This window comes from Limosilactobacillus secaliphilus, from assembly GCF_001437055.1.
Lineage (GTDB): Bacteria > Bacillota > Bacilli > Lactobacillales > Lactobacillaceae > Limosilactobacillus > Limosilactobacillus secaliphilus.
The window spans coordinates 76,654-103,618 of record NZ_JQBW01000005.1 but is presented as its reverse complement, the minus strand read 5'-3'; the positions used below and the strand labels follow the sequence as shown (position 1 = coordinate 103,618).

23 protein-coding genes are annotated in these 26,965 nt (G+C 47.4%); 15 read left to right on the top strand and 8 right to left on the bottom strand.

The window, feature by feature from the left end:
* Positions 1 to 165 precede the first annotated feature (165 nt).
* Together IV45_RS01855 and IV45_RS01850 are read right to left on the bottom strand one after the other, a co-directional pair.
* Entirely contained in the window at positions 166 to 1,029 is an 864-nt protein-coding gene (locus IV45_RS01855) for an aldo/keto reductase (protein WP_057740113.1), read from the bottom strand.
* Positions 1,030 to 1,044: 15 nt separating this feature from the next.
* Complete coding sequence (locus IV45_RS01850; RefSeq protein ID WP_057740111.1) at positions 1,045 to 1,923, bottom strand: aldo/keto reductase; 879 nt, start codon at positions 1,921 to 1,923, stop codon at positions 1,045 to 1,047.
* A gap of 118 nt (positions 1,924 to 2,041) precedes the next feature.
* Here IV45_RS01850 and IV45_RS01845 point away from each other — a divergent pair, with 118 nt between their 5' ends.
* From IV45_RS01845 to IV45_RS01820, 6 genes are all read left to right on the top strand, one after another.
* Positions 2,042 to 2,902, top strand: a complete 861-nt coding sequence (locus IV45_RS01845; protein WP_057740109.1) for a LysR family transcriptional regulator — start codon at positions 2,042 to 2,044, stop codon at positions 2,900 to 2,902.
* 185 nt (positions 2,903 to 3,087) lie between these two features.
* Positions 3,088 to 4,092 carry an aldo/keto reductase gene (locus IV45_RS01840; protein ID WP_057740108.1) on the top strand — a complete coding sequence of 335 codons (1,005 nt, stop codon included), beginning with the start codon at positions 3,088 to 3,090 and terminating at the stop codon, positions 4,090 to 4,092.
* 39 nt (positions 4,093 to 4,131) lie between these two features.
* Positions 4,132 to 4,992 carry an aldo/keto reductase gene (locus IV45_RS01835; protein WP_057740175.1) on the top strand — a complete coding sequence of 287 codons (861 nt, stop codon included), beginning with the start codon at positions 4,132 to 4,134 and terminating at the stop codon, positions 4,990 to 4,992.
* A gap of 56 nt (positions 4,993 to 5,048) precedes the next feature.
* Positions 5,049 to 5,381 carry a putative quinol monooxygenase gene (locus IV45_RS01830; protein ID WP_057740106.1) on the top strand — a complete coding sequence of 111 codons (333 nt, stop codon included), beginning with the start codon at positions 5,049 to 5,051 and terminating at the stop codon, positions 5,379 to 5,381.
* A gap of 198 nt (positions 5,382 to 5,579) precedes the next feature.
* The gene (locus IV45_RS01825) at positions 5,580 to 6,677 is read left to right on the top strand and encodes an acyltransferase family protein (RefSeq protein WP_235807649.1); all 1,098 of its coding nucleotides are present in this window, start codon (positions 5,580 to 5,582) and stop codon (positions 6,675 to 6,677) included.
* 157 nt (positions 6,678 to 6,834) lie between these two features.
* Complete coding sequence (locus IV45_RS01820) at positions 6,835 to 7,818, top strand: zinc-binding dehydrogenase (RefSeq protein ID WP_235807648.1); 984 nt, start codon at positions 6,835 to 6,837, stop codon at positions 7,816 to 7,818.
* A gap of 60 nt (positions 7,819 to 7,878) precedes the next feature.
* Here the strand turns inward: IV45_RS01820 and IV45_RS01815 are convergent, their stop codons facing one another.
* Positions 7,879 to 8,547, bottom strand: coding sequence for a YczE/YyaS/YitT family protein (locus IV45_RS01815; protein WP_057740101.1), 669 nt, complete (start codon positions 8,545 to 8,547; stop codon positions 7,879 to 7,881).
* Positions 8,548 to 8,776: 229 nt separating this feature from the next.
* Between IV45_RS01815 and IV45_RS01810 the strand changes: the two genes are divergently transcribed.
* Positions 8,777 to 9,619 carry a MerR family transcriptional regulator gene (locus IV45_RS01810; protein WP_057740099.1) on the top strand — a complete coding sequence of 281 codons (843 nt, stop codon included), beginning with the start codon at positions 8,777 to 8,779 and terminating at the stop codon, positions 9,617 to 9,619.
* A gap of 54 nt (positions 9,620 to 9,673) precedes the next feature.
* On the opposite strand, the gene spx is transcribed toward IV45_RS01810, so the two are convergent.
* Complete coding sequence (gene spx / locus IV45_RS01805; RefSeq protein WP_057740097.1) at positions 9,674 to 10,078, bottom strand: transcriptional regulator Spx; 405 nt, start codon at positions 10,076 to 10,078, stop codon at positions 9,674 to 9,676.
* Between the two features lie 396 nt (positions 10,079 to 10,474).
* Between spx and proB the strand changes: the two genes are divergently transcribed.
* On the top strand, positions 10,475 to 11,296 hold the full coding sequence (gene proB / locus IV45_RS01800; RefSeq protein WP_057740095.1) for a glutamate 5-kinase: 822 nt from the start codon (positions 10,475 to 10,477) through the stop codon (positions 11,294 to 11,296).
* A 2-nt stretch (positions 11,297 to 11,298) separates the two neighbouring features.
* Positions 11,299 to 12,543 carry a glutamate-5-semialdehyde dehydrogenase gene (locus IV45_RS01795; RefSeq protein WP_057740093.1) on the top strand — a complete coding sequence of 415 codons (1,245 nt, stop codon included), beginning with the start codon at positions 11,299 to 11,301 and terminating at the stop codon, positions 12,541 to 12,543.
* Positions 12,544 to 12,638: 95 nt separating this feature from the next.
* Here the strand turns inward: IV45_RS01795 and IV45_RS01790 are convergent, their stop codons facing one another.
* The 3 genes from IV45_RS01790 to IV45_RS01780 all read right to left on the bottom strand — a co-directional run bounded on the left by IV45_RS01790 (position 12,639) and on the right by IV45_RS01780 (position 16,352).
* Positions 12,639 to 13,730: an FRG domain-containing protein gene (locus tag IV45_RS01790; protein WP_057740091.1), complete on the bottom strand. Its 1,092-nt coding sequence runs from the start codon at positions 13,728 to 13,730 to the stop codon at positions 12,639 to 12,641.
* A 348-nt stretch (positions 13,731 to 14,078) separates the two neighbouring features.
* Complete coding sequence (locus tag IV45_RS01785) at positions 14,079 to 15,521, bottom strand: nicotinate phosphoribosyltransferase (RefSeq protein ID WP_057740089.1); 1,443 nt, start codon at positions 15,519 to 15,521, stop codon at positions 14,079 to 14,081.
* A gap of 114 nt (positions 15,522 to 15,635) precedes the next feature.
* Positions 15,636 to 16,352 (bottom strand): NUDIX hydrolase, encoded by a 717-nt coding sequence (locus tag IV45_RS01780; protein ID WP_057740087.1) that lies wholly within the window; start codon positions 16,350 to 16,352, stop codon positions 15,636 to 15,638.
* 265 nt (positions 16,353 to 16,617) lie between these two features.
* Between IV45_RS01780 and IV45_RS01775 the strand changes: the two genes are divergently transcribed.
* Positions 16,618 to 19,131: a glycoside hydrolase family 31 protein gene (locus IV45_RS01775; protein WP_057740085.1), complete on the top strand. Its 2,514-nt coding sequence runs from the start codon at positions 16,618 to 16,620 to the stop codon at positions 19,129 to 19,131.
* 204 nt (positions 19,132 to 19,335) lie between these two features.
* Here the strand turns inward: IV45_RS01775 and IV45_RS01770 are convergent, their stop codons facing one another.
* Positions 19,336 to 20,172 (bottom strand): DegV family protein, encoded by an 837-nt coding sequence (locus IV45_RS01770; RefSeq protein ID WP_057740083.1) that lies wholly within the window; start codon positions 20,170 to 20,172, stop codon positions 19,336 to 19,338.
* 140 nt (positions 20,173 to 20,312) lie between these two features.
* Between IV45_RS01770 and IV45_RS01765 the strand changes: the two genes are divergently transcribed.
* The 5 genes from IV45_RS01765 (at position 20,313) to IV45_RS01745 (ending at position 26,918) form a co-directional block, all read left to right on the top strand.
* Positions 20,313 to 20,798: a DUF1836 domain-containing protein gene (locus IV45_RS01765; protein ID WP_057740081.1), complete on the top strand. Its 486-nt coding sequence runs from the start codon at positions 20,313 to 20,315 to the stop codon at positions 20,796 to 20,798.
* Positions 20,799 to 21,134: 336 nt separating this feature from the next.
* Entirely contained in the window at positions 21,135 to 21,707 is a 573-nt protein-coding gene (locus IV45_RS01760) for a TetR/AcrR family transcriptional regulator (protein ID WP_057740079.1), read from the top strand.
* Positions 21,694 to 24,222, top strand: coding sequence for a YhgE/Pip domain-containing protein (locus tag IV45_RS01755; protein WP_057740077.1), 2,529 nt, complete (start codon positions 21,694 to 21,696; stop codon positions 24,220 to 24,222). Before IV45_RS01760 ends, IV45_RS01755 begins: the two co-directional genes overlap by 14 nt.
* A 576-nt stretch (positions 24,223 to 24,798) precedes the next feature.
* The gene (locus IV45_RS01750) at positions 24,799 to 25,599 is read left to right on the top strand and encodes a transporter substrate-binding domain-containing protein (protein ID WP_191980005.1); all 801 of its coding nucleotides are present in this window, start codon (positions 24,799 to 24,801) and stop codon (positions 25,597 to 25,599) included.
* 152 nt (positions 25,600 to 25,751) lie between these two features.
* On the top strand, positions 25,752 to 26,918 hold the full coding sequence (locus tag IV45_RS01745) for a DUF3114 domain-containing protein (protein ID WP_083487234.1): 1,167 nt from the start codon (positions 25,752 to 25,754) through the stop codon (positions 26,916 to 26,918).
* Positions 26,919 to 26,965 lie beyond the last annotated feature (47 nt).

The following is a 26,965-nucleotide window of genomic DNA, read 5'->3' as shown; positions in this document are numbered from 1 at the left end:
AAACTGAATGGCTTTTTGCATATTAATATCTCTTGGCAAACTCACTTTTGAGAATAATCCTTGCCGAAAATGTAACGGTGGAGGGTATGGGGCTAGAATGCATCTAAGTATGAAGATGAAATAGAGACACTAGTGCCTTCGCTGCAGACTCGATTTCATTAATTATTAATCATTAGCATGCACATCAAATGCGTTTAACAGGGCTGCTTCTACGCCTGGCGCGTCTGGGTCATGCATTCCCTTACCTTTATCCATTGCCCGGATTGCGTCCATCTCGTCGGAAGTCAATTCAAAGTCAAAGATTTTCTGGTTTGACTTAATCCGCGCCTCATGAACTGACTTTGGAAAGATGATAACTCCTTCTTGGTGTTCGAAGCGGAGGATGATTTGACCGACGTCCTTGCCATATTTCTTGGCGATGTCATTCAACTGTGGCTCGTTAAATAGGTCTTGGTTGCCCTGACCCAGTGGGGCCCAAGCTTCTAACGTCGTGTGAGACTTAGCCAAAATTTTTCGTAATTTCTTTTGCTGGAAGTAGGGGTTGAATTCGACTTGGTTAACAGCTGGGGTAACGTTGAAGTTTGGTACCCATTTTTCCCACAGCTTCGGCGTCATGTTGGAAACCCCGATTGACCGGATTTTACCCGCTTTTTGGGCTTCTTCAAGGGCCCGCCACGCCTCATCAACGGCCCCATATGGTTGATGAAGCAAGTAAAGATCCAGGTAATCTACCTCGAGTTTTGTTAATGAAGTGTCGATGGCCTTCTTGGCGTCCTCATATTTGTAGTCTTGCAGCCAAAGCTTAGAGGTAATCCAGACTTGATCACGTAGAAGACCACTGTCCTTAATGGCTTTACCGACTTCTTCTTCATTAAAGTATGCAACAGCAGTGTCAATATGACGATAGCCAGCAGCAAGGGCCTGTTTTACGGCCTCATAGGTGGAACCATCGGCTGGAATTTGGAATGTTCCAAAACCGAATGAAGGGATATTGTTGCCATCGTTGAGTTTAAATGTTGGTGTTGTCATGTTTAAATTACTCCTTTATTTTTCGTCGTTTTGAACAGTTTTTAAACTGGAACCAAAGATTTGCTCGATCGTAACGGGATCACGGTGGTCAAAGAATTGACTTTCACCCTTGTCAAGTGTGGCCATAGTCTTCATTTCGTCGGTATTGAGCTCAAAGTCAAAGACGTCAATGTTTTCAGCCATCCGCTGCTGGTGGACAGACTTTGGAATGACGATGATGCCCCGCTGGAGGAGCCAACGGAGAATGACCTGGCCGTTACTCTTGCCATACTTTTCGGCAATAGCAGCAATCGTTTCGTTGCTAAAGATGTTGTGCTTACCCTCGGCAAACGGTGCCCAGGCTTCGACATGGACATCTTCCTCTTGGTTAAACTTAACTTCGCGGGTTTGTTGGTACCATGGGTTGACTTCAATCTGGTTGACGGCTGGCTTGACAGGCATGGTTAACTCTAAGTCTTTCAACTGATCAGAGTAAAAATTTGAAACTCCAATTGCCCGGATTTTACCTTCGCGTTGGGCTTCTTCCAACGCCCGCCAAGAACCCATAGTGTCGCCGTATGGCTGGTGCAGTAAATAAAGATCCATATAGTCTAAACTTAGCTTTTGCAGTGAAGTGTCAATTCCTGCTTTGGCCCGCTGATAGTTAAAATCAGCAACCCAGAGTTTAGAAGTGACAAAGACATCTTCCCGCTTGACACTGCTATTTTTAATGGCGTTACCGACCGCTACTTCATTCTGGTAAGCTGCTGCAGTATCAATTAAGCGGTAGCCGGTGTTAAGGGCGTCGGTCACGGACTGCTCTGCCTGTTTTAGATTGGATATCTGGAAAACACCAAAGCCGAGTGTCGGCATCTCAACACCATTATTTAGCTTAACTGTTGGTATGTTTGTCATGCTTAAGCCCTCCTAAACTAATTTTTGACTATATCCTAGCGGCAGTTTTTCAAAAAGAAAATTACTATATTTCGATGGTAGTATACGATTACTGTATACTGGAGACGGAGGTAATGACATGATTGAAAACTACTTGCTAGCAGAACTAGTGGCCTTCAGTGAAAACAAAACGCTTGCCAAGACAGCAGCCAAACTAAAGATAACTCAGCCGACTGTGACCAGGGGGATGCAAAAGCTGGAAAGTGAACTTAATGTCAAGCTTTTTGATCGCCAACCCAATAAAATCACCTTGACTAAAACCGGTAACTTAGCTGCGCGCAAGGCAAAGCAGCTTTTGAATGCCAACCAGGAGTTTGTTACTCAGGTAAAAAACTTTGCATTGACCCAACAGACTATCATGGTGGGATCTACCGCCCCAGGGCCTTTGGTGGTTGCCAACCGGTTAGCTAAGTATTTTGACCTAAAGATTGACCGCACCTTTGTTCAGCCACGAGACATTGTAAAAGACTTGCAAACCAATCAGCATACCTTTTGCTTCACGAATCACGAGACGCAAACTGACCAAGTTGAATCACTCTATGTCGGAATAGAACACCTTTACGTTAACCTTGATCAGTTCATGTTTCTTGCTAGTAAACGAGCAATCTCTTTTAAAGAACTTCAAGGATTAAGCTTTATCGTCCTGAATGATATTGGCCCCTGGAAGCAAATCATTCAGGATCATATTCCCAACGCTAAGTTTCTTTATCAAGCTGAGCAGGACGCCCTGACCGAAATTACTCGTTACTCTAATTTTCCGTATTTCAGCACCAACATGACGGCACACAAGCCACTTAACGACCGAATCACTATCCCGATCAATGATGCGGCGGCTACGATGCCCTTCTACATTTCCTATTTAAAAACGCAACGCAAACGATTGCAGCCCGTTTTCAAAAAACTAATTACACTGTGGCCCGCTGAAAGTAAACGTTCGTAAGGCTTAGCTGACGTAGCGTCTGAAATTGATATATCAAGCCCTTATATTTTCTACGATTGGAATATAGGGGCTGTTCGTTTATGAATTGTAAAACTTATGCCTGAATTGAATATTTAATAACTATTAATAGGCATTTCACATTACTCCACGAGCAACCCATAATTAACGTGAAGGAGTGATTGGTGATGAAATATAGTCAAATTCCACAAACTGATATCAAGATTTCTAAACTCGCAATCGGCGGGATGAGCTTTGGCAAGCCAGCTCTGAAAACCTACCGTTGGATTTTGGACGAAGATGACACGGATAAGATGGTTCAGCACGCACTCAGCCTGGGCATTAATTTTTTCGATACCGCTAACGTATACGGCATGGGCACCAGCGAAGAATATATTGGCCGTTCGTTGAAGAAAAACCAGGTTCCCCGGGATAAAGTGGTCATCGCCAGCAAAGTGTATTTCAATGATGGTCGACTTTCCAAAGAAGCAATCAACCGCGAAATTGACGGCAGCCTTAAAAGATTGGGCACCGATTATCTAGACTTATACATTATTCACCGTTTTGACTATGATCACCCGATTGAAGAAACAATGGCAGCACTGGATAATTTGATCAAGGAAGGCAAAGTTCGTACGATCGGTGCTTCCGCAATGTACGGCTACCAGTTCCAGAACATGCAGCACGTGGCTGAAAAGAATGGCTGGCATCGTTTTGTGGCAATGGAAAATCATTACAACCTTTTGTACCGTGAGGACGAACGCGAACTGATTCCGATCTGCAAGCAGGATGGGGTCATGCTGATGCCATACAGTCCATTGGCCAGTGGTCACTTAACCCGGCCAACTTGGGAAGGCCATTCCAAGCGTAATGAAACCGACACTTCAGAACGGGCCAAGTATGACCATGCTAAAAAGCAGGACATGCCAATTATTAAACGGGTCGCTGAATTAGCAAGCCAACATCAGGTTAAAATGTCACAGATTGCTTTAGCTTGGCAATGGGCGAAGGGAGTTACCGCCCCGATTGTCGGTGCTACGAAAGAACAGTATTTGGATGACGCGGCCAAGGCAGTTGATGTGCAACTATCAACGGATGAAGTTAAATACTTAGACGAACCATACACGGCCCATGAAATCGTTGGCGCACTCGACCATAATCCTGATGGTATGTTGCCAAAAGATGTTAAATAAACAATTTAAAGTTGATTAAGCAAGCAGGGGATGATAATGGTGGAAACAATCAAACTGGCTAATGGAGTTGAAATGCCCCAATTGGGTTTTGGCGTTTTTCAAATGGATGATTTAGATGAATGCCGGCGTGCTGTATCTCAAGCCATTCAAGTTGGCTATCGTCTATTTGACACGGCGGCCACCTATGGGAATGAGGCGGCTGTGGGGCAGGCAATTAGAGAAAGCGGCATTCCCCGCGATCAATTTTTCATTACTTCAAAAATGTGGATTTCAGATTACCAGGGAGCCGCCCCAGAAAAGGCGATTGACCATTCGCTGTCTGCCCTCGGCCTCGATTATATTGACCTCTATCTGATTCATATGCCATATGGTGATGTTTTCAATGCCTGGCGGGCAATGGAAAAAGCCTACCAAGCTGGCAAACTGCGGGCCATCGGGATCTCCAACTTTTCACCTGACCAAACGACAAATCTAATGTTGTTTAATCAAGTTAAGCCACAAGTCAATCAGCTTGAAGTCAACCCGTGGAACCAGCAGAGGGAAAATGTTACCTTTAATCAATCACAGGGAATTCAGCCGGAAGCCTGGGCACCATTTGCGGAAGGTAAGGACCAAATCTTCACTAATCAGACTTTGCAAACAATTGCCCAAGCGCACCAAAAGACGACTGGACAAGTTATCCTCCGTTGGTTAATGCAGCGTAAGATTGTAACTATCCCTAAGAGTGTGCACCGCAAGCGGATGCAAGAGAACTTCGACATTTTTGATTTCAGCTTATCTTACGACGAAATGCAGATGATTGGCCAGCTTGACCGTCACAAAAGTCAATTCTTTGACCCGCATGATCCAGCTGCTATGAAGGCCATTGTTCAAGGCGGTCGGCCAGGTGCCAATCAATAAAACCTTGATTAACTCGGGTGAAAAAGCATAACTTCAGTTGAAGGGAGTAATGAACGATGAGTCTGGTAGTCAACTTATATTACACGGGCAAGAATGGTAGCGCGCAGGCGTTTGCTCGGGAGATGGAGAAAAGCGGAGTGGCTCAGCGGATTCGTGACGAGAAGGGTAATGAACGCTACGACTACTTCCAACCGTTAAATGATCCTGACACCATTCTGTTGATTGACAGTTGGCACGATCAGGCGGCTTTGGATGCCCACCATGCGTCACCGATGATGGATGAGCTGGCAGCCCTCCGCGAAAAGTATGATCTTCATATGAAAATGGAACGCTATGTGACCGACCAGCAGGGCATGCCCGCCAGCGATCAAAAATTTATTCGTAAATAAAGCCGATAAGATCGTATGAGTTGTTGAACTAGAAGACTAATGGGAGAGACACTCAAGGGAATTTTTCCCTTGAGTGTCTTTTGGTTTAAAATAATGAAACTACACTTTTAGTTGGTAATGTTTAATAATTGTCACTGAACTTTTGTACTGACCAAATTAAAAATTAAGAAGGAGGCCGTACTTACGGAAAAGAATGCATTGAATCAAGCTGATACCGGTGACCTTGAAAAACTATTGGCGGTAACAACGGTCATGACTCAGTCAGTCATTGCCATGTTAATGCAGACCAACTTGCCTGTCGGACAGCAGTTTTTTCTGGGTGGCATCTATGAAACGATCAAGTTCAGCGCATCGGCCTTTATATTTGGCATATTGTTCTCAGTGATGCGTACCCACCCCAACGCTAACTGGCGTGACTATCCGGGCTTTATGGTTAACCGTTGGCATGTTCTTTTCATTCCTTCGATCATTTGGACGCTGGTTTACTTATTGGTAACTCCCCAATTGCAACAACACCTGCATTATCACAATTGGCAGGGATTTTGTTGGCAATTCATTAACGGGAATGCGGCTCCACATCTTTGGTACAACGTCATGATGTTGCAGTTTATTGTGTTAGTGCCCTTTTTCTGGTGGTTAGCCCGTTTAGTCCAGCATCATCCAAAACGAGGAATCATCACATTTTTGCTGGCATTGCTATTTGAGGTTAGCTGGCATCTCGTTTACGAAACGGAAGTATTTCATGGGCCACAGAAACAGGATTGGTATTTAATGGACCGCCTGTTCCCAAGTTTTCTGATCTTTGGTGTGAGTGGGGTCTTACTATGTGTCTTTTACCAACGGTTAGTGCCGTTTTTGATGCGGCATTGGTTGAGTCAGATAGTGATCTGGCTGGGATTGTTGTATATTGTGACCATTAACTTTTTTAGTTATGGGACACCAGTGCGGTTAAGCAACGCGCCTTACTATCTCCCGTCAATGATCTTCTACAACCTCAGTACGATTTGCTTGATTGCAACGCTCATGTCTTATTTACAGCATTTTCGCAATCAATGGCTGCCATTAATTCACTGGGTGGCCATCTACGCCCATCGCTCCTACCTGGGCCATGTCTTTTGGCTTTACTGGAGTTACCGGGCCGTCAATCATTTGGCACCGCAATTGGCCCTTGCGATTAAATTGCCATTACTCGTAATTCTAACAATCGGCTTGTCCTTCGCCTTCTCCTATATTGCTCATCGTGCTTGGGATAGCTTTAAGAACAAACTTGGTTGGCGGCGTGTAAGGAATGGTTGAATCGACTGGCATTTAATTTGAATAGTTTGCTGAATAAGCTTCTTCCTGATAGTAGGAAGAAGCTTTTTGATTTTTTATCTGAAAGCAATTGACTGTCCCGCAACGTCATAGCTTATATTCAAAATGAGCTATGAAAAACGAAAAGGGGTTATCAAAAATGGCAACAATGCAAGCAATTCAATTAACTGGTCCTTGTGCGGCTCACGAAATGAAGCCAACGACAGTGGATGTTCCGGCTCTGAAGCCTGGATATGCGCTGATCAAGGTGAAGGCATTTGGTGTTAACGAATCGGAAGTCACTAGCCGTAAAGGTGAATCTTCGCCCGACTTTAAGTTCCCACGCATTCTAGGAATCGAAGGTGTGGGTGTTGTTGACCAGGTCAATCCAGGTTCAGCATTCAAACCAGGTCAGCAGGTCGCTACGATGATGGGTGGCATGGGCCGTGCCATCGATGGTTCTTACGCCCAGTACATGTTGATCAAGGAAAAGAACTTAATTCCCTTTGAAAGCAATTTGGATTGGTCAATCATCGGCGCCCTGCCTGAAATGCTGCAAACGGCTCATGGTTCAATCAGCCAAGGCCTGCACGTCCAAAAGGGTGATATCCTCTTAGTCCGGGGTGGAAGTTCGACGGTTGGCCTGATGGCATCTGTCTTGGCGCATCATATGGGAGCCGAAGTGATTGCTTCAACTCGGAATGAGGCTAAACTGCCTAAGATGAAGAGCTTGGGGATCGATCATCCGATTCTAGACGATCAAGACTTCACCAAGCGGGTTCAAGCAATTGCCCCTGACAAAGTGGATAAGTCCCTGGAACTGGTTGGCTTCTCAACTTTGTTTGAAGATATGCGGCTGGTTAAAGAAGGCGGGTTCACCTGCTTCACGGGTGCCTTGGGCGGCCAGTGGACACTTAACAACTTTAGTCCATTCATGATTCCAACGGGTGTTTACTTGACCAGTTATGCTGGCGAGGCTAAGGATCTGCCGGCAGAATACTTCAGCCACATCCTGCATTTGATTGAGGAAAAGCAGCTGACTGTGCCAATCGCCAAGGTTTATCACGGTTTGGCAGAAGTTGGCCAAGCACAAGCTAACTTGGAATCTGGCAAGTTTAGTGGCAAGCACGTGGTTGTTCTGTGATCAACATTAACAAGCAGATTGAAAAAAGACCGTGATCAAAGCATGATCGCGGCCTTATTCTTATGCAGTTTTCTTTACCCGGAAATTATGTGACAATCCGTGCCAGACATGTCGATCCGCCCAACCAATGATCGCACCGTTGAAGAGGATACAGAAGAGTGTGCCAATGTTAAATGCGTAGATGTGGTGGGTCAGAATGGCTGTCGTGATGATGATCAGAATGGGCACAACAAAACTTGCTAATTGTGCGATCTCAACGTGACCTTTAAAGTAAAGGAAACGCAAGATGTTTGTCGTGTCATCATTGGGGTGCATGACCAAGTTGGCGCGTTGATAGAAGGAAATCGCGGTACAGAAGATCACGATCCCTAACAGGCACAGGAAAATGCGGACAATAATTGGCAGCTTAGGAATGCCCAGACGGCTAAAGAGTGAAGCTGAGAAGTTAACAAAATAGCCAAAACTGCTGACAAATACCAGTTCACCGAAGAAGCGCCAGCCATCCCACTGACGAATTAAGAGTTGGTTGATCACAGCCGTAATGGCACCGATCGCAAAGATCATGAGGCCGACAGATAGGTGTAAAAAGTGTGCCAAGTTAACGGCGGATGCGGTGACGGGTGCCGATCCCATATTGGTTGCGATGGTTAAGCCGTTTCCAAAGGCGTTGATCACCAGTCCCAAAACCAAGGCAAATATACGGGTGGGCATTGAATTATTTGCATTCATAAATAGTGGTCCTTCTTTGACAATTACTTTATGGACAGATTTTCTAAAACTACCTAAGTCTGAAATGTTAATGCTTTCAGTGTAAACGATCGTGGTGTGTTAAAGTCAAGCATTAAAATTGTGAAACTGGGTTGACTGTAACGTTAGGTCATAGTGGATAATGAAATTGTTATTTTAATGAGTAGTCAAAGCCTTCCGCATGGCAGTTGAAACGATAGGTGGTAAAACAATGACAATTGATGTGAAAACTAACGAACTGGATGAACGGTTCCTAACGATTTCTAAGTTTGCGCAAGCAGTGGGGACCACCCGCCGGACCCTGTTGTTTTACGACGAAAAAGGTGTGTTCAAGCCAGCCAAAACGACGGCCAACGGTTACCGCTACTACAGCTATGGGCAGATTTATAGAATCAACTTCATCTTGGGGCTGCGCAGCCTGGGCCTATCGGTGGATGAAATCAAAAGCTACCTGGCCGATAACAATTCACAAACCTTAAACAAGGAATTGGGAAAGCTGAAGCAGCGCGTGGAAGACCAAATCGCTAAATTACGGCAGGTTTTGGAAGTGTTGGATCAAAAGGAAGCCAACAACATTCAATTGACTGATGTTGATTTTTACACCGTCAAACGTTGCTACCTGCCGCCGCGTGATTTCTGGGTTTCGGACTTTAAGGTTAATTGTTCCGAAAAGGAGATCGCTCAGGCATATAGTGATTTTTATCAACGTTTGGGAGCGGGCACGATGGTCACCAACCGCTTGTCCGGCTTCTTAACCGACTTGCCACAGGCGCAGCCAAATAAGTATGCGGATGCCGGTTTTCGAATCATCAAGGAAAAGAGTCAACTGGCTCAGGTCAAGTTGCCAGTAATGACGCAAGCAGATGGCGACTTCTTGATTACCAAGGTGCAAAACACTGGTGAAGGGATCGAAAAGGGGTTGGCCAAGATTCGTCAATTTGCTCAAACAAACAACCTGCAGATTGGTGACGACCTCTGGCAGTTTAATACCGGGGTTGATATTACACGACTGGGGCTCACTAAAAACAGTATTTTGGCTTATCGCATCAATTAATAATAAGAAAATCCGCTAGCATGAAATTTTGCTGGCGGATTTTTCATTTTAATTTTAGGCAATTCTCAATCCCAATTGAGCACGCGACAGTTCAAGGCGCCGAACTTTGCGGGGGATGAATTGGCGGATATCGACGTCGTTAAAACCGATTTGCAAAAGGCGGCCGTCGGTAATTAACGGTTGCCGCAGGAGGCTGGGATCATGGTTAACCAGCTCAAACAATTCTCGCAGTGAGAGATTGCCGTTTAGGCGACTTTTGAATTTTTTAAAAGCACAAGAGCGGGTGGCAATGATGTCAGCCGTGCCATGTTCTGTTAAGCGGAGGATTTGCTTGAATTCTTGATAGGTCAAGGGTTCGGCATAGAGATCCCGCTCCACAAATGACAAGTTTTGCTCCTTCAGCCACGCTTTTGCCTTGCGTGACGAACTGCTACGGGCGGTCATAAAAATGGTGATCATAAAAATTGATCCTCCTTCCGTAAATATCCCGGTCAATATAGGTCGGGCGTCTTTGTTAATAATTACCAGGTTAAGCTAGTACGTAACGTTACAGTCAAGGCCTTAGCCAGTATTTTTTCAGCTCATTTGATGGGCGTTTAGGAAGTTAAGTTGGATGGGTAGTTGTTGCTTGACATCAAAAAAGGAATCCAATAAACTGACAATGTAGTTGAATTAAGACCTTTCAGGGAGCCATCGGTAATTGCGAAGATGACAAAGTGTCGAAGCCGGACTACGTTTTAAAACCGATAATTTAATATAACTAAAAAGAGTAAAGCACGTCTTTAAAGAGGAATGGTACCGCCGTAACTGGTGTCCTCATAAGGCGTGCTTTTTGTTTTGATAGGAGTGATAGACATGGGGAAGAAAAAGATCAAACGCGTTGTTGTCAAAGTTGGTACGAGTACTTTGGTACAGAAGAATGGGCAAGTTAACCTGCCAGTCATTGATAATTTAGCCTTTACTCTTTCGGCTATTAATAACCTTGGTCTGGAAGTCATCCTCGTGTCATCCGGGGCCATGGGCGTTGGTCTGGAAAGCCTAGGATTGAAGCAACGGCCCGCTGCCATTGAGGAACAGCAGGCCCTGTCATCAGTTGGCCAGCTGGAGTTGATGCGAATCTACTCGCAACGCTTCATGAATTACCAGACCATGATTTCGCAAGTCCTGCTCACCCGGGATGTGCTTCACTACCCGGTCAGTCGACAGCATGTCCTTAACACAATTGAAGTCTTGATGAAGAAACGGATCATTCCAATCATCAACGAAAACGACACTGTCTCGGTTGATGAACTGGACCATCACACCACGTTTAGTGACAACGACGAACTGTCAGCGCTGGTTGCCACCAAGATCGACGCGGACCTGCTGATCATTTTGTCTGACGTGGACGCCCTGTACACGGCCGATCCACACCGTGACCCGAACGCTAAACCAATCCACAACCTGGACCACGTCACCAGCACGATTGAAGCAGGAGCCGCTGGAACCAGCACCCGCTTCGGTACTGGCGGTATGATTACGAAGCTGCGTGCCGCCAAGACCATGATGGAAGCGGACCGGCAGATGGTTTTGTGCAACGGGCGTGATCCACGAATCATTATGGATGTCTTGAAAGGCAAGCAGGTCGGCACTCACTTTGGTGCAGAAGGCATTGCCAACAGTTTGAAGGAGGAATAGCTATGAACCAACAACTTATTGAAATGGGCCAACGAGCTCAAGAAGCAGCCAACGAGTTGGCAATTGTATCAACTGAGCAGAAAAACAATGCCTTAAATCAGATGGCGGATGCTTTGCTCAAGGCTTCCGACCAGATTCTGGCGGCCAACCAAGAGGACATGGACACGGCCACAGAAATGCCTGACAAATTCCGCGATCGCCTGTTGTTGACCAAGGAACGGATCCAGCAGATGGCGGATGAATTGCGGCATGTAGCCATGTTACAAGATCCGACCACCAAGATTGACCGCGGCTGGATCAACAAGGACGGTTTGCAGATCATTCAGCAGCGGGTACCGTTAGGAGTAATCGGGATCATTTACGAAGCCCGGCCGAATGTAACTTCTGGCGCCAGCGCTTTGACCTTCAAGAGTGGGAACGCCGTGATCCTGCGGGGTGGCAAGGAATCTTTGCGGACCAACGAAGCCGTTGTGAAGGTGCTACGTCAATCACTGGCAGCTGCCGGAATGCCGGTGGATGCAATTCAACTGGTGAAAGACACTAGTCACGAAGTTGCCCAAGAATTGATGGAACTGAACCGCTACATTGACGTGATCATCCCGCGGGGCAGTCAGCGCCTGATCCAGGCCGTCGTCAAGCATGCGACCGTTCCGGTGATTGAGACCGGGGCCGGTAACTGCCACCTCTACGTTGATAAGGATGCTGACCTGCAGAAAGCCACACCGATCATCATTAATGCAAAGGTCCAGCGGCCATCTGTCTGCAACGCGGCCGAGAAACTCTTGGTTCACAAGGACGTTGCGGCTGATTACCTGCCTGTAATCATTGCCGCCTTACGTTCACATGGCGTTGAGGTGCGTGGTGATGAACGGGTACGGAAAAATGTGAGTGACGTGAAACCAGCAAGCGCAGTAGATTGGGATACCGAATACAACGACCTGATTATGGCGGTCAAGGTGGTTGATTCAATGGATGAAGCCATCAAGCACATCAACCTGCACGGGACCCACCACTCTGAATCCATCATTACCGAAAATGGTGCCCGGGGACGGGAATTCCAGCAGCGGATCAACTCCGCGGTGGTCTACGTGAATGCGTCAACCCGCTTTACCGATGGTGGTGAATTTGGTTTTGGCGCTGAAATTGGTATCAGCACGCAGAAGTTACATGCCCGTGGCCCAATGGGATTAGACCAGTTAACCACAATTAAATACGAAGTAACGGGGAACGGCCAGGTCCGTAAATAAGCGGCACGCCGTTTTCCCAATCAAAAAAGCTACTAGCGCAAGTCGAGGTGATCGAGATGGTCACCAATGCGTCAGTAGCTTTTTTATTGTTCGGTTTATAGGCCTAAATACTTTTCCTTAATCATTTCAGCTTTCTTGGCATGGTCTTCAGGGTAGATAAAGCTGTAGTCAATGCCCAGCTTAGCCAGTTCATCCAGGATGGGCCGCTTGTACTTGGCCGGAATAATGTACTTTTCCTTCTCATCAGGATTGTCCGGATTATACAAGCTGAGAATATCGATGGCTGACTGGGCCCGGCGCTCGACCTCAGCATAGTCAATGTCGACGGACTGGTCGTATTCGTCGCTGATGAACGGCACAAAGAGGAACAGTCCCTGCTGGTTTTCGATGCGTCGGCTCATCTTCTTGATAGTGACGATCTTTGGCACAATCAACTCCAACGGGTTCAGCTTGTTGGCAAAACTTGGAATGTCTCGTTTGGCTTCTTCAAAGAGGCGGAGGAAGGGTGCCGTTTGCAGGTCGTGCTTGAATTCCGCAAAATATTCGTCGTCTTGGTTGTCGAAGTAACTGAAGTATGCATCGCTCCACAGACGACCGTGCGCGGCAATGTAGTCGTTATCTAATTGGTAGAAGTTTTTGATTGACTGGAAGAAGGCACTCTTGTCCGCCATTGATTGCCGGGCCAGTGACGATTCCAGCTCCATCTCGTTGCTGAAGGCGTTCTTTTTGAAATAGTTGTGGTTGGTCTGACCAATCTTGTACTTGTATTCGGCGGCCAGATTGTGCCAGCCGCGTTGATCCAGCATTTGCGCCAACTTGTCCGGATTCGGCTGGTCCTTGTAAACGTAGACCTCACCGTTGCCTTGCCCACCTTTGACGGCAAAGAAGAGAGCAATCAAGGGGTTGGTGCTGACATCCAGCAGACGGGTCGGTAAGTGATAGTGTTCCATCAGCGCCATCCGCTCAAAGTTGGTTCGGCATTTGTCAAACAAGAGCGGGTCGGCCATCAGGAAGTCATTGAAGAGGTTGTCTTCGTTGTCCAGCAATTTCCGACTGCGGAAGACGGCGGGAAGGGTATTGGAAAACGCATCATCCTGCCCACGGAAATAGTAATTATGTTGCTTATTGTTAATTAACTGTTCGATCTCTTCAATATAGTTGGAAACGGTCTGAATAGTATGAATCACTTTAATCGCCTGCCTTTGAACACCAATAGCTATCTAAGCAGATTTTAGCTTAGGCCCGCTTAGAATACTAGTTTTTCATATAAGCATAACCCTCGAAAATGGATTTTTAAGGGTTTTAGTCGGGAATTTTATAGACAATAACCCTCGAAAATGGATTTTTAAGGGTTTTAGTCAGCAATTTTAGAGATAATAATACCCGAAAAACGATTTTCAAGGGTTTTAGTCGTCAACTTGATCAACAATAATGACGTTTTTTGCTTTTTAGGCAATATCCATTAAAAAGTCCACAAATAAAAGCCCTAATCCCCGTTATGACGGAGGTTAGGACTTATTTGGTGTGTGAACTGTTTAATCTTGAGCAGCGAAGTCAGCCCGTGCGATTAACTCTTCTTGGAGCTTGGCCAGTTTGGCGGTCAGGTAAACTGGGTAGCGATCAGGGTTAACCAGGCGCTTGGTAGCTTCCGGCAGCTGGCCGATGGCTTCCTTGGCGTGCTGTTGAATCTTGAAGACATCACTTTCGATCTTTTGCGGTCCTTCTGGTGTCAAGCAATCCTGCAGCAGCGGCTGGGCGGTAAAGTTGACCAGCACCTTGTTGGCATTGGTTGCCTGTGGATTGGAGTTGACAACCTTAAGAGGAGCCTGCAGGGTTTCGTCGGTCAATGCGATCACGTCAGCAACGGCTTGTTCTGGGTGATCATTGTCATAGATCCGGTAAACCTGCTTGTTGCCAGGGATGGTGATCTTTTCACGACTGTCGCTGACCTTGATGGTTGGAACCCATTGATTGTTGACCTTCTCTTCGGCCAGCTTGTAGACACCGCTGAGCACCGGGCTGGAGGAACTGGTGATTAGCCGTTCACCAATGCCGAAGTTATCGATCGGCGCACCTTCATCCAGCAGTGACTTAACGACGTGGGCATCTAAGGCGTTGGAAGCAGTGATCTTGGCGTCTTTAAAGCCGGCATCGTCCAGCATCTTGCGGGCGGCGATGGCCAGTTGCGAAATGTCACCGGAGTCGATACGGATGCCGACTGGTTCATGGCCTTGAGCCCGGACCTGTTTGAAGACGCGGATGGCATTTGGTACCCCGGATTTCAAAACGTCGTAGGTATCAACCAGGAGGGAAACCTTGTCGGGATAGACCTTTGCCCAGGCTTGGAAGGCACTCAGTTCATCAGGAAAACTTTCGACCCAGGCATGAGCCATCGTCCCAGCTGCGGGAATGTTGAAGCGACTGGCCGCCTGCAGGTTTGAAGTGCTGGTGCAGCCGCCAATGATTGCGGCCCGGGCACCAAACGTAGCAGCATCCGGTCCTTGCGCACGCCGGGCACCGAACTCCATGATCGGCCGACCCTGAGCGGCATGGTTGATCTGCCAAGACTTGGTCGCAATCAGGGACTGGTGATTAACGATGTTCAAGACGAAGGTTTCAAGCAACTGGGCTTCGATCAGCGGACCACAGATTGACAGGATGGGTTCACGCGGGAATACTGGTGTTCCTTCCGGCAATGCCTTAATGAAGCAGCGGTTCTTAGCCTGACTAAGATAGTCCAAAAATTCAGGGCTGAATTGCTTCAACGATTTCAAATATTCAATATTTTCGGGGCTGAAGTGCCAGTTGTTGACCTGTTCAACTACTTGCTGGAGACCGGCCGCAACGACAAAGCTGCCATTATCGGGTACGCGCCGGTAAAAGACGTCGAAGCGGGCCTGCCGTTCGTGAGGGAGGGTGGCAAAGTAGCCGTTAGCCATGGAAAACTCATAAAGATCGGTTAGCATTTGTAAATCCATAACGATGCTTCCTTTTTAAGTAAAAAATACTTTAATCACGGTAAAAATAAAAGTATCTTTGACTTTTATTTAAGGCTAGTATAGTTGCTTTATCGAAGAATGCAACCGTTTGGACTAAAAATTTAGCTGAAAAAGCTTCGGCGGCCGTCCAGAATGCTTCATCGATGCTGTACCCACTTCCCGGAAAAGCCGCTGGTGGGTCTTCTTGAAGTTTGAATTATCAATTTGATCGGCGCTGGTCTGCAAAAAAGCGGCATATACTTCCCGCGCTTGACGGAGAGTGAAAGTCGGCCCGAGGATCCGCAGAATGCTCGGCTGGTAGTCCAATTTATTTTTGATCCGCATGATCGCCGTCTGGATGATTTGCGGGTGGTCGAATGCCAAACCAGATTTATTTGCCGGCAGTGCAAGGTTGAACTCCTGATCGTGACCGTTAATGACAAAATCACCCTTGTCAGCAATCAGGGTGAACCAACGGGCATCGGTTGCGCCATAGCCTGGGTGCAATTCTGGGGTTACGGGCAAATAAGTCATGTAGGCTAAGGCCAAAGCACGTGTCCCGACAGCTCGTTTGGGATCGGTAAAGGTTGCCAGTTGTTCGGTGCAGCTCATGGGCACCTGGAGGCCGATCTTATCATCGATCAGGCGAATGCAGGCCGCATCGGCACTTTCCTCACTCCTGAGCAGTGTTTCCGGCAGGGCCCAGTGATTCTTCATGGGATCGTTGGCCCGTTTAATCAGGAGCAACTGGGGACGATGGCTTTCATTATTAAAACTCCAGATGACATTAGTAATGGTGACTAAGGGACGTGCAATAATTTCACTGGCCATTTTCAGTCCTCCTTTAAAAATGAAGTGACCCATTCAACTGGATGCGTAAATATTATCGGTTCAGTTAATTAAATTAATCGTTTTCTGTTAGACAAATAAATTCGTCAACAACTTGCTTAAGCTTCATGTTAACAGCTTTTTTATAATTAGTCATTTTGCTCCTCTGACGGTCTGACCGCTCGTTGATTAAGTTTACGAAAGCGCTTACCATTAACTTGTATGAGTATTGCGATATTGGTTGATGATTGAGATAAGGGGCAGAAAAATGATTATTAAAAAGGCAGAATCCATTGAAAAAAGCGCCAATGGTTATTTAATCAACGCAGATTGCGGCAAAATGATGCTGGTCTTCATGACACCTTCAATTGTGCGGCTGCGAGTTTCCTTCACTGGCAACTTTCCCGAGGCTTCCTATGCATTGATTAAGACGGCCTGGAAAGATGACCTGGACGAGCTGTTCAAGGATGAACGGGAACGCATCCAGCCATTAAACGTAGATTGCCAAGAAAGCGACACTGAGTATACCTTCAATGCGGGTGCAATCATTGTCCACATCAAGAAGGAACCGTTTCAAGTGATCATTACCGACCTGAACGGCAACTTGTTGATGAAGGACTTGCAGCACCGGTCCTATGAACAAGATCATTTGGGCCGCCTGTACCACTACCTGACCGCTGACAAGGCACATGAACACTATTACGGCTTCGGTGAAGAGACCGGCCCACTGGACAAGAAGGGCAAGCGGATGCGTTTATCCGGCAAGGACGCCATCGGCCACGACCCAGTCAATGGCAACCCAATGTACAAGCACATTCCGTTCTACATTACCTTCAACGACCAAACCAAGCTGGCCAGCGGACTCTTTTACAACAATTCCTATGAATCCCTGTTCGACATGGGCAAAGAAATCAGCGGTTACTGGGATCCTTACAACTACTATGAAACCGATGGCGGTGACATTGACATGTTCTTCCTGGCCGGCCCAGCTATCAAACAGGTGGTCAACGAATACACTTGGCTGACGGGGACACAGATCCTGCCACCAAAGCAGGCGCTGGGCTTCACGATGTCCACCATGTACTATGCCGAACTGCCGAAGGACAACGACAAGGAAATTTACGCCATCCTGAAGAAGTATAAAGAGGAAGATATCAACATCGATAGCTTCTGGCTGGCATCCGGTTATTCCACCAGCGAAGAGAATGGCCTGCGTTACACCTTCAACTGGAACCACGTTAAGTTTCCGCACCCGAAGGAATTCATGGACAACATGAACAAGAAGGGCATTGAAGTGATCTGCAACCTGAAGCCTGGCGTTTTGAACCAACATCCATACATGAAGGACTACGAAGATGCTGGTGCCTTCATTAAAACCGCTGATGGCAAGGAAGACTACATCGGTCGTTGGTGGGGTGGTAAGGGCCGCTTCCCTGACTTCACGAATCCGAAAGCTCGGCAGGTTTGGAAGCGCCTGTTAGAGAACAATATCCTGAAGAAGGGCACCTACACCGTTTGGAACGATAACTGTGAATACGATGGTGTTGAAGACCGGAATGCCAAGTGTGTTAAGGAAGGACTTGGCGGCCGGATGGCGGAATTGAAGCCGATCCAGGCGAACATGATGGCCAAGTTAGGCATCAATGCGGTGAAGGATGTTTATGGCAAGAAGCAGCGGCCTTACATTATTAACCGGGCTGGTTATGCCGGCATTCAGCGTTACGCTCAAACCTGGGCTGGTGACAACCTGACTGATTGGCGGACCCCGCAGTACGAAGTCAATACGATTTTGGGTATGGGCCTGTCCGGTGTGGCTAACCAGGGCTGTGACATTGGTGGTTTTACCGGTGGTGCTCCAGAAGGCGAATTGCTGCTGCGGTGGATTCAAAACGGTATTTTCCAGCCACGCTTTGTCATGAACTCGGCCAACACGGATAATTCAGTGACCCAGCCATGGATGTATGACGAATACAATCAGTATGTCCGCAACGCTTATCACCTGCGTTACCGTTTGTTGCCTTACCTGTATTCCGAAATGTATCACGCCCACGTCACTGGTGAGCCGATCATGCGGCCGTTGATTTATGAATTCCAAGACGACGAGAATTGCGTTGATAATCAATACTTTGAATTCATGTTCGGTCCGTCTTTGCTGGTTGCTAACGTCTTTGACAAGGGCGCTAAGACGCGGAAAGTCTACTTGCCACGTGGTGCTAAGTGGTTTGACGTCAACGATCACCTGAAGGAATATGCTGGTGGCCAAACGATTGAGATCCCAGTTGGCTTGAACTCCATTCCAATGTTCCTGCGGGATAACGGGATTGTGATCTCCACCAAGGATGTCAGCCACATTAGCAGTGACACGATGCACAACGTCGACTTCTTGATCGGTGACAATCCAAAGTGCCAATACACTTACTACGACGATGACGGCAAGACCTTGGATTACCAGAATGGTGAATATAAGAAGGTCCAGATCACTGTCAATGGTAACGAAGTCAAGAAGATCCACTTCCACACTGAGGGCAGCTACCAAGACCAAGTTAAGACTTTCAGCATGAAGGCCATTAACAAGCAGAAGGGTGCTTTGTACGTCGCCATTGACGGCCAGAAGATCAAGCGCTTCTTAGTCAAATCACAGTGGGCCGCTGCCGATCAAGGCTGGTACTACGACTTGTCTGACCGGACCATCCTGGTCAAGGGGCAGTTGCCAGCTAAGGATGACTTTGACGTGATTGTTTCGACCGAACAGTTCGACTTGATTGGTATGAACCAAGATTAAACATGAGCGATTAGAATAAATGAAAGCCATTGCGGGTGGTTTAGCTTGCGATGGCTTTTTGAATTGTTGAGGTTTACTGCCGGTTTTAGTTGACAAGAGATCATCAAAAAAGCCCCTCATTCATGGACTTATCCGCGAACAAGGAGCTTCATTTGGAGATTAATTAATAGAAATGGTGCTAACTAATTACCATTAACACCATGCTTATTTTTCAAAGCCAATCATTAAGCCGTCGTTTTCGGCATAGTAGGAACAGAGGGCGCCACAACGGGAAATTGAGATGATCGCGCTAGGGAAGCGGGCACTGATTGCGGCAGCCATCCGATCGGCCCGGTCACGACATTGGACATGGTCGATCAAGACGCGGCCACCTTGGTAACCCTGCTTCTCCATGATTTTGACGAGCTTGGCATACATCTTTTTACTGTCGTGCATGCGGCCGAGCATCTCAAACTTACCCTCGTCGCTGGCAGTCCCGTAAACGGTCAGGTGCAGGAGGTGGGCTAGCTTGGCAACTGCCGGGCTGATCCGACCGTTGTTCGCTAAATTGTCCAATTCCTGCAGGGCAAAGAGCAGGTCGGTGTGTTGAATCTGTTCATCCATAATGGCGACCACTTCCTTGAAGTCATAGCCGCGGTTGATGAGGACGGCCAGCTGTGAAGCCAAGAGGCGCATTTGGGGACCGGCAGACTTAGTGTCAAAGACATGCACCTTTGCTTGCGGATGATCCTGCAGGTAGATGTCGGCGGCTTGTTGGGCAACGTTGTAACTGCCGGACAGGGTGCTCGTAATCGTTAAGACGTAAATTTCATCCGCACCATCAAAAGCGGCAAGCCACTTACCTAAACTAGGGCAGGCCGAAGACGTCTTAGACTTGGTATTCTTCAATGCCGCCAAGAAGTTGTCCAAGTCCAGTTGCTGGTCATCGTCCCATGATTGGCCGTCGACGGTTAGGGTCAGCGGAACGTTAGCATGTGCAACCCCGCCAATTACATCCGTGTAGCAATTGGCGCCCGAGTCAGTAATAATTTTTGCCGTCATTTTTCATTACCTCACTTTATTTGCAATCATCATATCCGTTTTGCATATTCTTGTCAACGGTTTTACAAAAACTGGTCAATGGTTATTTGACACACGATGATGACAGCCGCTAGAATTAATGCAATTAGGAGGAATCGGCAATGAATCAACCAGCAGATCAATCATTTCGTTTGCCTGCCTATCAAGAGCTGCCGGCGATGGGACTGTATTTAAAGCAAGTGGTCACCTATTTGCAGACCTGCTTGGCTCCCTTTGATAACGTGAAGGTGACTAGCTCGATGGTCAGCAATTACGTCAAACACCACTTGGTTAAACGGCCGGACCACAAACTGTATTCGCGCGAACAGATTGCCCAGCTGTTGTTTATCGTGATTGCCAAAAACGTGCTCGATCAGGATAACCTACGCAAGGCAATTCAGATCCAGGAAGAGACTTACTCGACTGAGGTGGCCTACAACTACTTCGCGGCCGAGTTGGCGAACGTGGTGGCCTATGTGTTTGGCAATCAGAAGGGACTCAAAGAGGTCGGGCATGATCACACCAAACAGAAGACCATGTTAAGAAACGTGATCATGGCCTTTGCCTACCGGGCGTACCTGTATAACTATTTTGCCAGCCTGAATTGAGGCAACGAATAAATACGGAATTGAAATAATTAAGGATCTTGACGTTTAAACAAGCGCCAGGATCCTTTTTTATTAGGGTTGAACGATCCAAAAGCCTGACATTATCAGAAAATTCATTCTTTAAGCGAGTTATTTGAGATAAACAGATCATTCATCCCCTGTCATATTTATAATGATATTGTTGAACAAATTTTGGCTAGTTAGTGCGAAAGCTGACTAGTCCGTAACTATAACGATTGTTTGCAATCTAATGTTTTTGTGCTACTATTACACCTGTTAGTTTCAGAATGCGACACATTTTAAAACTGTCGCATTGCTGAGGAAGGGAGGATACTGATGGGGTTAACGCGAACAGAACGGGATTTTCAACGTGCATTGTTGACTTTACTCGCTGAACAATCTTTTATGTCACTTTCGGTTGAACAGATTTGTAACGAAACGATGATGCATCGCAGCAGTTTTTACCGGTATTTCAATGACAAAGACGATTTGCTGAAACATACGGTGAATACCAAGATTACGTCGTTGATCGATGCCAGTGATAATGACGAAGATGAAATTGAAAACGTCGTGGATTGGCTGGTCAACAACAAGGATATCTTGCGCAACTTGGCTACCGGGCGGACGAACAGTTCCCTGTACGCCACTTTGGTGAACATCTTATCCGACATCATGCTGAATCGTTATGACGATAACGTTGATGACCGTCTGGTACACGCTATTTCCTTATTTGATAACCATGAAACAGGCGCTTACATGCTCAGTTCAGCTGTCATTGGTGCCTTCTACTGGTGGCGTAGTCAGGATTATGTCACTAGCAAGGAAGTTATTTTGACACACGCTCACAATTTTATTGATTGGCTTGATCAGCAACCAGAGATGGGAGGTCATCATCATGAAAAATCTTAAAAACTGGTTGGCCACTCATGGCTTGGCAACGTGGCTAATGGTTGCCGTAGCTGTGGTGGCACCAGTTATGTACAGTCTATCGTTCATCCAATCGGTTTGGGATCCTTACGGTGGCGCCAAGAATTTGCCGGTGGCCGTCGTTAACAAGGACCAAGCAACGGGTTACCAGGGGCACACCCTGAAAGTCGGCGATCAGACTGTGCAACAGCTGAAACAAAATCATCAGCTGAAATGGGAATTCGTTTCCGCCAGTCAGGCAAAAGAAGGTATGCGGGACCACCGCTACTACACGGTCGTAACGATTCCCCGCAACTTCTCACGGAATGCGGCCACTGTGATGTCCAAGCATCCGCAGAAGATGACGCTTCATTATCAAACGAATGATTCCAAGAACTACTTGGCAGAAACGATGAGTGAGATCGGCATGGACAAGCTGAACACCCAGATTCGGGCAGCAGTTACCAAGGCTTACGCTCAGGCAATGTTCAGCCAGTTGAAGGTCTTGGGCAAGGGCATGAACAAAGCCGCTAATGGTGCTCAACAGCTGTCTAACGGTATGGTTACCCTGCAAGATGGGACCAACCGTTACTTCGCCGGTGTTTCCCAGGTAAATCAGGGTACACAAACCTTGAAGATGGGTGTGGCGCCACTAGCTGCTGGTGCCCAGCAATTAGCAGCCGGCAGTCAGACTTTGGCTAACGGCATTGGTGCCTACACTGGCGCCGTGGGTCAGTTAAGCGCAGGCTTGTACCAGCTGATGGCTAACTCAGGTCAGTTGAACGGCGGGGCACAAACCTTGACGAACGGCCTGAGCACGCTCAGCAGTAATTCAGGCCAGCTGCGTGCCGGTGCACAAGCGCTGGATAACGGCACTAAGCAACTAAACGCCGCAGTTAGTCAATCCATGGGTCATTTGAACACCCAAGGAATTATGGCAACGATGGATCAAGCTCAGCAGCTGCAGAACAGTCTGGGTACTTTGCAACAAGGCTTGCAGCAGGCGCAAAGTGCTCTGAGTGGCCTTAACCAGTCTGCTCAGAAGCTGGGCGCTGCCGGCAATGCCTTAAATGGTGCTGCTAGTCAGCTTGGTCAGCTCAGCGGCGTTGCTGAAAAGGATGCCGATATTGCCAGACAAGCCGCACAATTGGCCCAAACCACCAGTGACAACAATGCTAAGGGTGCTTTGCAGTCGATTGCCAGAGAAGCTCAAGGCAATGCCCAAACCATTAGTGGGATGTCCGGCACGTTGCGGCAATTAGGCGCCTTGAAGGACAGTCTGGGCCAGATGCAGTCACAGTTGGGTCAGTTGAGCAGTATGCAAGGCGTATTGAATAACGCTGGAACGACTTTGCACCAGGCTAATCAACTGCTGAACCAGCTGAACGGCTTCCGGGGAACAATCACCGGCCTGACCGGCACTGCTAGTCAACTGCAGGCAGCCACTGGTAAACTGGCTGCTGGTGCGGGCCAATTGAACAACGGCCTGAATGCATACAGCCATGGCGTTGATTCCGCTGCAGCCGGTTCAAAGACCTTAAGCAACGGTGTGGGTGCCTTTACTGCCGGCGTCAACCAAGCCGGTAACGGTGCCGCCCAATTGAACAGTAATTCAGGCAAACTGAACGCCGGTGCCAGTCAACTGGCTGGGGCACTGGGCCAATTAAACGGCAAAGTGCCAGCCTTAGTCGGCGGGGTAAACCAATTAGCCGCTGGGACCCAGCAGCTGGTCGACAATTCACCAGCAATTGAACAAGGAATCGTTAAATTAAACAACGGTGCTGGCCAATTAGCCACTGCCTTGGGTAACGGTGCCACGATGGTGAAGAAGCAGCAACCAGGCAAGCGGACTGCCGGAATGTTCGCCGCCCCAGCTCAACTGAGTCATAGCCATTACAGCCGGGTACCAAACTATGGTCATGCTTTGGCACCATTCATCATGGCAACCGGCCTCTTCATTGGGGTCCTGATCTTCACGCTGGAATTCCCATCCAGCCGGATCTTAGCCGCTGGCCGCAACCGTCTGGACATGACTTTGCATGAACTGAGAACAGCCATCATCACCAGCGTCTTGATGGTCTTGGTTCAGAACCTGGTATTGATGGCAACTGGTCTGCAGGTTGAACATGCTGGAGAACTCTTCGTCATCGGGATTTCATACACCTTAGCGCAGATGGCCATCATGCAGTGCTTCACGATCGCATTTGGCCGGTTTGGCACGATCTTTGGTTTGATCCTCTTCGTAGCACAGCTTGGTGGCGCTGGCGGGATGTTCCCACTCGAAGTTACCAACCGTTTCTTCAACGTCATCAATCCGTTCCTACCGATGACTTATGCCGTTAATGGCTTCCGTGAAGCAGTAACGGGTGGTTTCTCAACCGGCTTTGCCAACAGCAACGTGATGATCTTGTGGCTGTATGTTCTGGTCTTCTACTTGATCATGTTTATGATTGCTAACCCGCTGAAGTTGCGTTGGCAGTCACTGCGCGGTCAACAAAAGACAGCGGCAGTCAAGTAATAACGAAACAATTAATTGAAGGCTTCCAATTACGTGTATCGTAGTTGGAAGCCTTTTTGAATACCAAATTAGTGAGGGAGTTGGGCAAACAAAAGTTAACGTTTAGCAAAGCTGTTGCCATAATTGATCGGATTGGCAAAGCTATAACGGCCAATTCAATCTAAAACGAGCAAATGCGATCATACTATCCGAATATTTTTATTTAAATATTATAATTGCTAGACCTGATTGATCAATTCGACTCAACTGTTCATTAACGTGGCTTTATTCCTATCAATAACGTAATTAAGAAAACGGTTTCATGCCATATTCTGTATTATAAAGAATTTATAAAAAGACGTTTGATCATTGACAATAAAGTGTTTAAACCTTAACGTACGTTATAAATGAACGCCGGACCAGGTGAGCAATTTCCATTGACTGTGTGTTGGTTAGTTGTCCACTATGATTAAGTGTTCATTGATCTCGGCTCAACATCAATCGATTGCCCGTTAAACTGTTGATGAATATTGAACGGTGCTTGACAGGCGTTGAAGATGACAACTGGGATAACTCAATAAATTGAGGTGGAGCAAATTGAAGATTTGGCGTAAATTATCAATTATGGCTGCTGCCTTGCTGCTGAGCTTTGCAACAGTCGTGCCAGCATTGAATGCCCATGCGGCATCGTCAGAGGTCAACTCTGAATTGATCCACAAGGGCGAACTGACTATCGGGACCGAGGGAACCTTTAAACCCTACTCCTATCGTAAAAACGGCAAACTGACCGGCTTTGAGGTTGAATTAGGTAAAGCCGTTGCGAAAAAGATGGGCCTGAAAGCCAAATTTGTTCCTGCCAAATGGGACTCGCTGCTGGCCGGCGTTAACTCTGGCAAGTTTGACGTCATTATGAATGGTGTTTGCATTACCAAAGATCGGCAGAAGCACTATGCCTTTTCAAAGGTTTACGACAATTCACCATTTGTTCTGATTCAAAAGAAGAATGGCAAGTTAACCAGCCTGAAGCAGATCAAGGGTAAGAAGATTGTTGCCGGGGTTGGTACTACTAACGCCGCTGTCATCCACAAGTGGGGCGGCGAGTTAGTTCAAGACGACGGTAACTTTGCCACTCACTTGAGTTTGGTTAGACAGGGACGCGGTGAAGCCACACTGACCGATGAACAAGGTTGGCAAGCATACACCGCCAACCACCAGACGAAGGGGCTCAAGGCCGTGAACGTTTCTAAGGATGAAGATTCTGACCGGATTGCCGCTGCCTTCAACAAGAAGAACCCTGCACTACGCAAGTCCTTCAACAAGGCATTGGATGAATTACGCAAGGATGGAACTTTAGCAAAGATTTCTAAGAAGTACTTCGGACGCGATATGACTAAGTAAGTGTTGTCGAAGCCATGCTAGTTGGTGGGCACCAGTTGGCAGCTATGTTATAGTTTTAGCATGCTGCGATGCTAGGACGGCCCCGACGATGCGTTTAACGTTTAAATTAGGGACTCCTGGAGAGCAGGGGTCCCTTTTTGCTGGAGGTCAACATGTTTAACCACTTAATCAACCTGTGGCGTTACTGGCAGAACCGCTGCCTGTTGCGTCACGCAGATGAGACTCTTTGGCATCAATATCGACAACTGATCACAGAAGGTTGGGATCAGTCTGCTTGTCATGCCTATTTGCTGACGGCGCAAGTGACTGCCGACTTGACTGAACTTTTTCAATCCGTGCATGTGGTGGGCAGTGATCCATACATAAACCTGTTGAAGGTCAGCCGGCAGACTCCTGCAGCCAAGCTCAATCTGATGTTGAACCGTCATTTACAAACAACAATTGACGAGTACGGCTTCCTGCAGTTAAACGAAAGCAATTACCAGTTGGCTGAGATGTTGAGCCCACAGAGCGCGTTTTTTCCGTATCTCAGGGATTTGGTGGTGGCTGCCTATCCGACGCCGATGGGGCTCAAAATCGATGCTCTAGGCCGCCAAATGCACCTATTTCGTTGTTACTTGGACCGGCAGGTGATCAATTTCATCCGCCACTATCGTCATGACGCAATGCCCGCCAATGCCAGCGACTATGATCGGCTGTTGCAATATTGCCAAGACCACGAGATTGACTTGGACTACCAAACCGGCGCCAACTTTCATAACAGGTATCACGATGACTTTGATTATCCGCACAACATGAAGGTCCAGCTCATGCGGGATTCGATGGCTAGTCAACTAAACGATGCGCGGATGATTGAGTTCATCGTTGACATTGATTCAGGCCGTTTTGTCAGCGAATGGAATGTTTATCGTCAGCTGGCGGATGGCAGAATTGATGCCAACCCGGCACATTATTCACTGGCTGAACTCAAAGAGGTGGCCAATACCGAGTCCTTCAACTATGGAATTCCCTATGGGGTTTACCACGTTCCGGCGGGTTACCGTGGCAGCCACCGTCGTTTAGATGTGGAGCAACCGCGTGACAGTGACATTCGACGCCAAAGCAAACAGTACTGGGTTTATCCATATGACTACGATCAGGGCGGCCCGTTCGCCGAAATCGTTGCGGCTGGTGATGACGCGGATGTTACGGCCTGGCGGGGTGTGCCTGCCAAAGAAAGACCACAAGTGTACGGTGACTTTGTCAACTTCTTGAAGGCACACCCGGGAAATAATCCAGGTATGCGCTTGTTCTTAATAAAGCAAGTCAGATCGTTTTAAATGAGTTAGTATAATAGAGTCACTGAAATTGGCTGATCAATGATCAA

What these genes read in the sequence shown, in the direction of transcription:
- IV45_RS01765 (WP_057740081.1), top strand. Translation starts at nt 20,313, where the DNA reads ATGAATCAACCAGCAGATCAATCATTTCGTTTGCCTGCCTATCAAGAG.
- IV45_RS01855 (WP_057740113.1), bottom strand. Translation starts at nt 1,029, where the DNA reads ATGACAACACCAACATTTAAACTCAACGATGGCAACAATATCCCTTCA.
- IV45_RS01775 (WP_057740085.1), top strand. Translation starts at nt 16,618, where the DNA reads ATGATTATTAAAAAGGCAGAATCCATTGAAAAAAGCGCCAATGGTTAT.
- IV45_RS01840 (WP_057740108.1), top strand. Translation starts at nt 3,088, where the DNA reads ATGAAATATAGTCAAATTCCACAAACTGATATCAAGATTTCTAAACTC.
- IV45_RS01845 (WP_057740109.1), top strand. Translation starts at nt 2,042, where the DNA reads ATGATTGAAAACTACTTGCTAGCAGAACTAGTGGCCTTCAGTGAAAAC.
- IV45_RS01745 (WP_083487234.1), top strand. Translation starts at nt 25,752, where the DNA reads ATGTTTAACCACTTAATCAACCTGTGGCGTTACTGGCAGAACCGCTGC.
- IV45_RS01795 (WP_057740093.1), top strand. Translation starts at nt 11,299, where the DNA reads ATGAACCAACAACTTATTGAAATGGGCCAACGAGCTCAAGAAGCAGCC.
- proB (WP_057740095.1), top strand. Translation starts at nt 10,475, where the DNA reads ATGGGGAAGAAAAAGATCAAACGCGTTGTTGTCAAAGTTGGTACGAGT.
- IV45_RS01760 (WP_057740079.1), top strand. Translation starts at nt 21,135, where the DNA reads ATGGGGTTAACGCGAACAGAACGGGATTTTCAACGTGCATTGTTGACT.
- IV45_RS01810 (WP_057740099.1), top strand. Translation starts at nt 8,777, where the DNA reads ATGACAATTGATGTGAAAACTAACGAACTGGATGAACGGTTCCTAACG.
- IV45_RS01785 (WP_057740089.1), bottom strand. Translation starts at nt 15,521, where the DNA reads ATGGATTTACAAATGCTAACCGATCTTTATGAGTTTTCCATGGCTAAC.
- IV45_RS01815 (WP_057740101.1), bottom strand. Translation starts at nt 8,547, where the DNA reads ATGAATGCAAATAATTCAATGCCCACCCGTATATTTGCCTTGGTTTTG.
- IV45_RS01780 (WP_057740087.1), bottom strand. Translation starts at nt 16,352, where the DNA reads ATGGCCAGTGAAATTATTGCACGTCCCTTAGTCACCATTACTAATGTC.
- IV45_RS01770 (WP_057740083.1), bottom strand. Translation starts at nt 20,172, where the DNA reads ATGACGGCAAAAATTATTACTGACTCGGGCGCCAATTGCTACACGGAT.
- IV45_RS01850 (WP_057740111.1), bottom strand. Translation starts at nt 1,923, where the DNA reads ATGACAAACATACCAACAGTTAAGCTAAATAATGGTGTTGAGATGCCG.
- IV45_RS01755 (WP_057740077.1), top strand. Translation starts at nt 21,694, where the DNA reads ATGAAAAATCTTAAAAACTGGTTGGCCACTCATGGCTTGGCAACGTGG.
- IV45_RS01820 (WP_235807648.1), top strand. Translation starts at nt 6,835, where the DNA reads ATGGCAACAATGCAAGCAATTCAATTAACTGGTCCTTGTGCGGCTCAC.
- IV45_RS01830 (WP_057740106.1), top strand. Translation starts at nt 5,049, where the DNA reads ATGAGTCTGGTAGTCAACTTATATTACACGGGCAAGAATGGTAGCGCG.
- spx (WP_057740097.1), bottom strand. Translation starts at nt 10,078, where the DNA reads ATGATCACCATTTTTATGACCGCCCGTAGCAGTTCGTCACGCAAGGCA.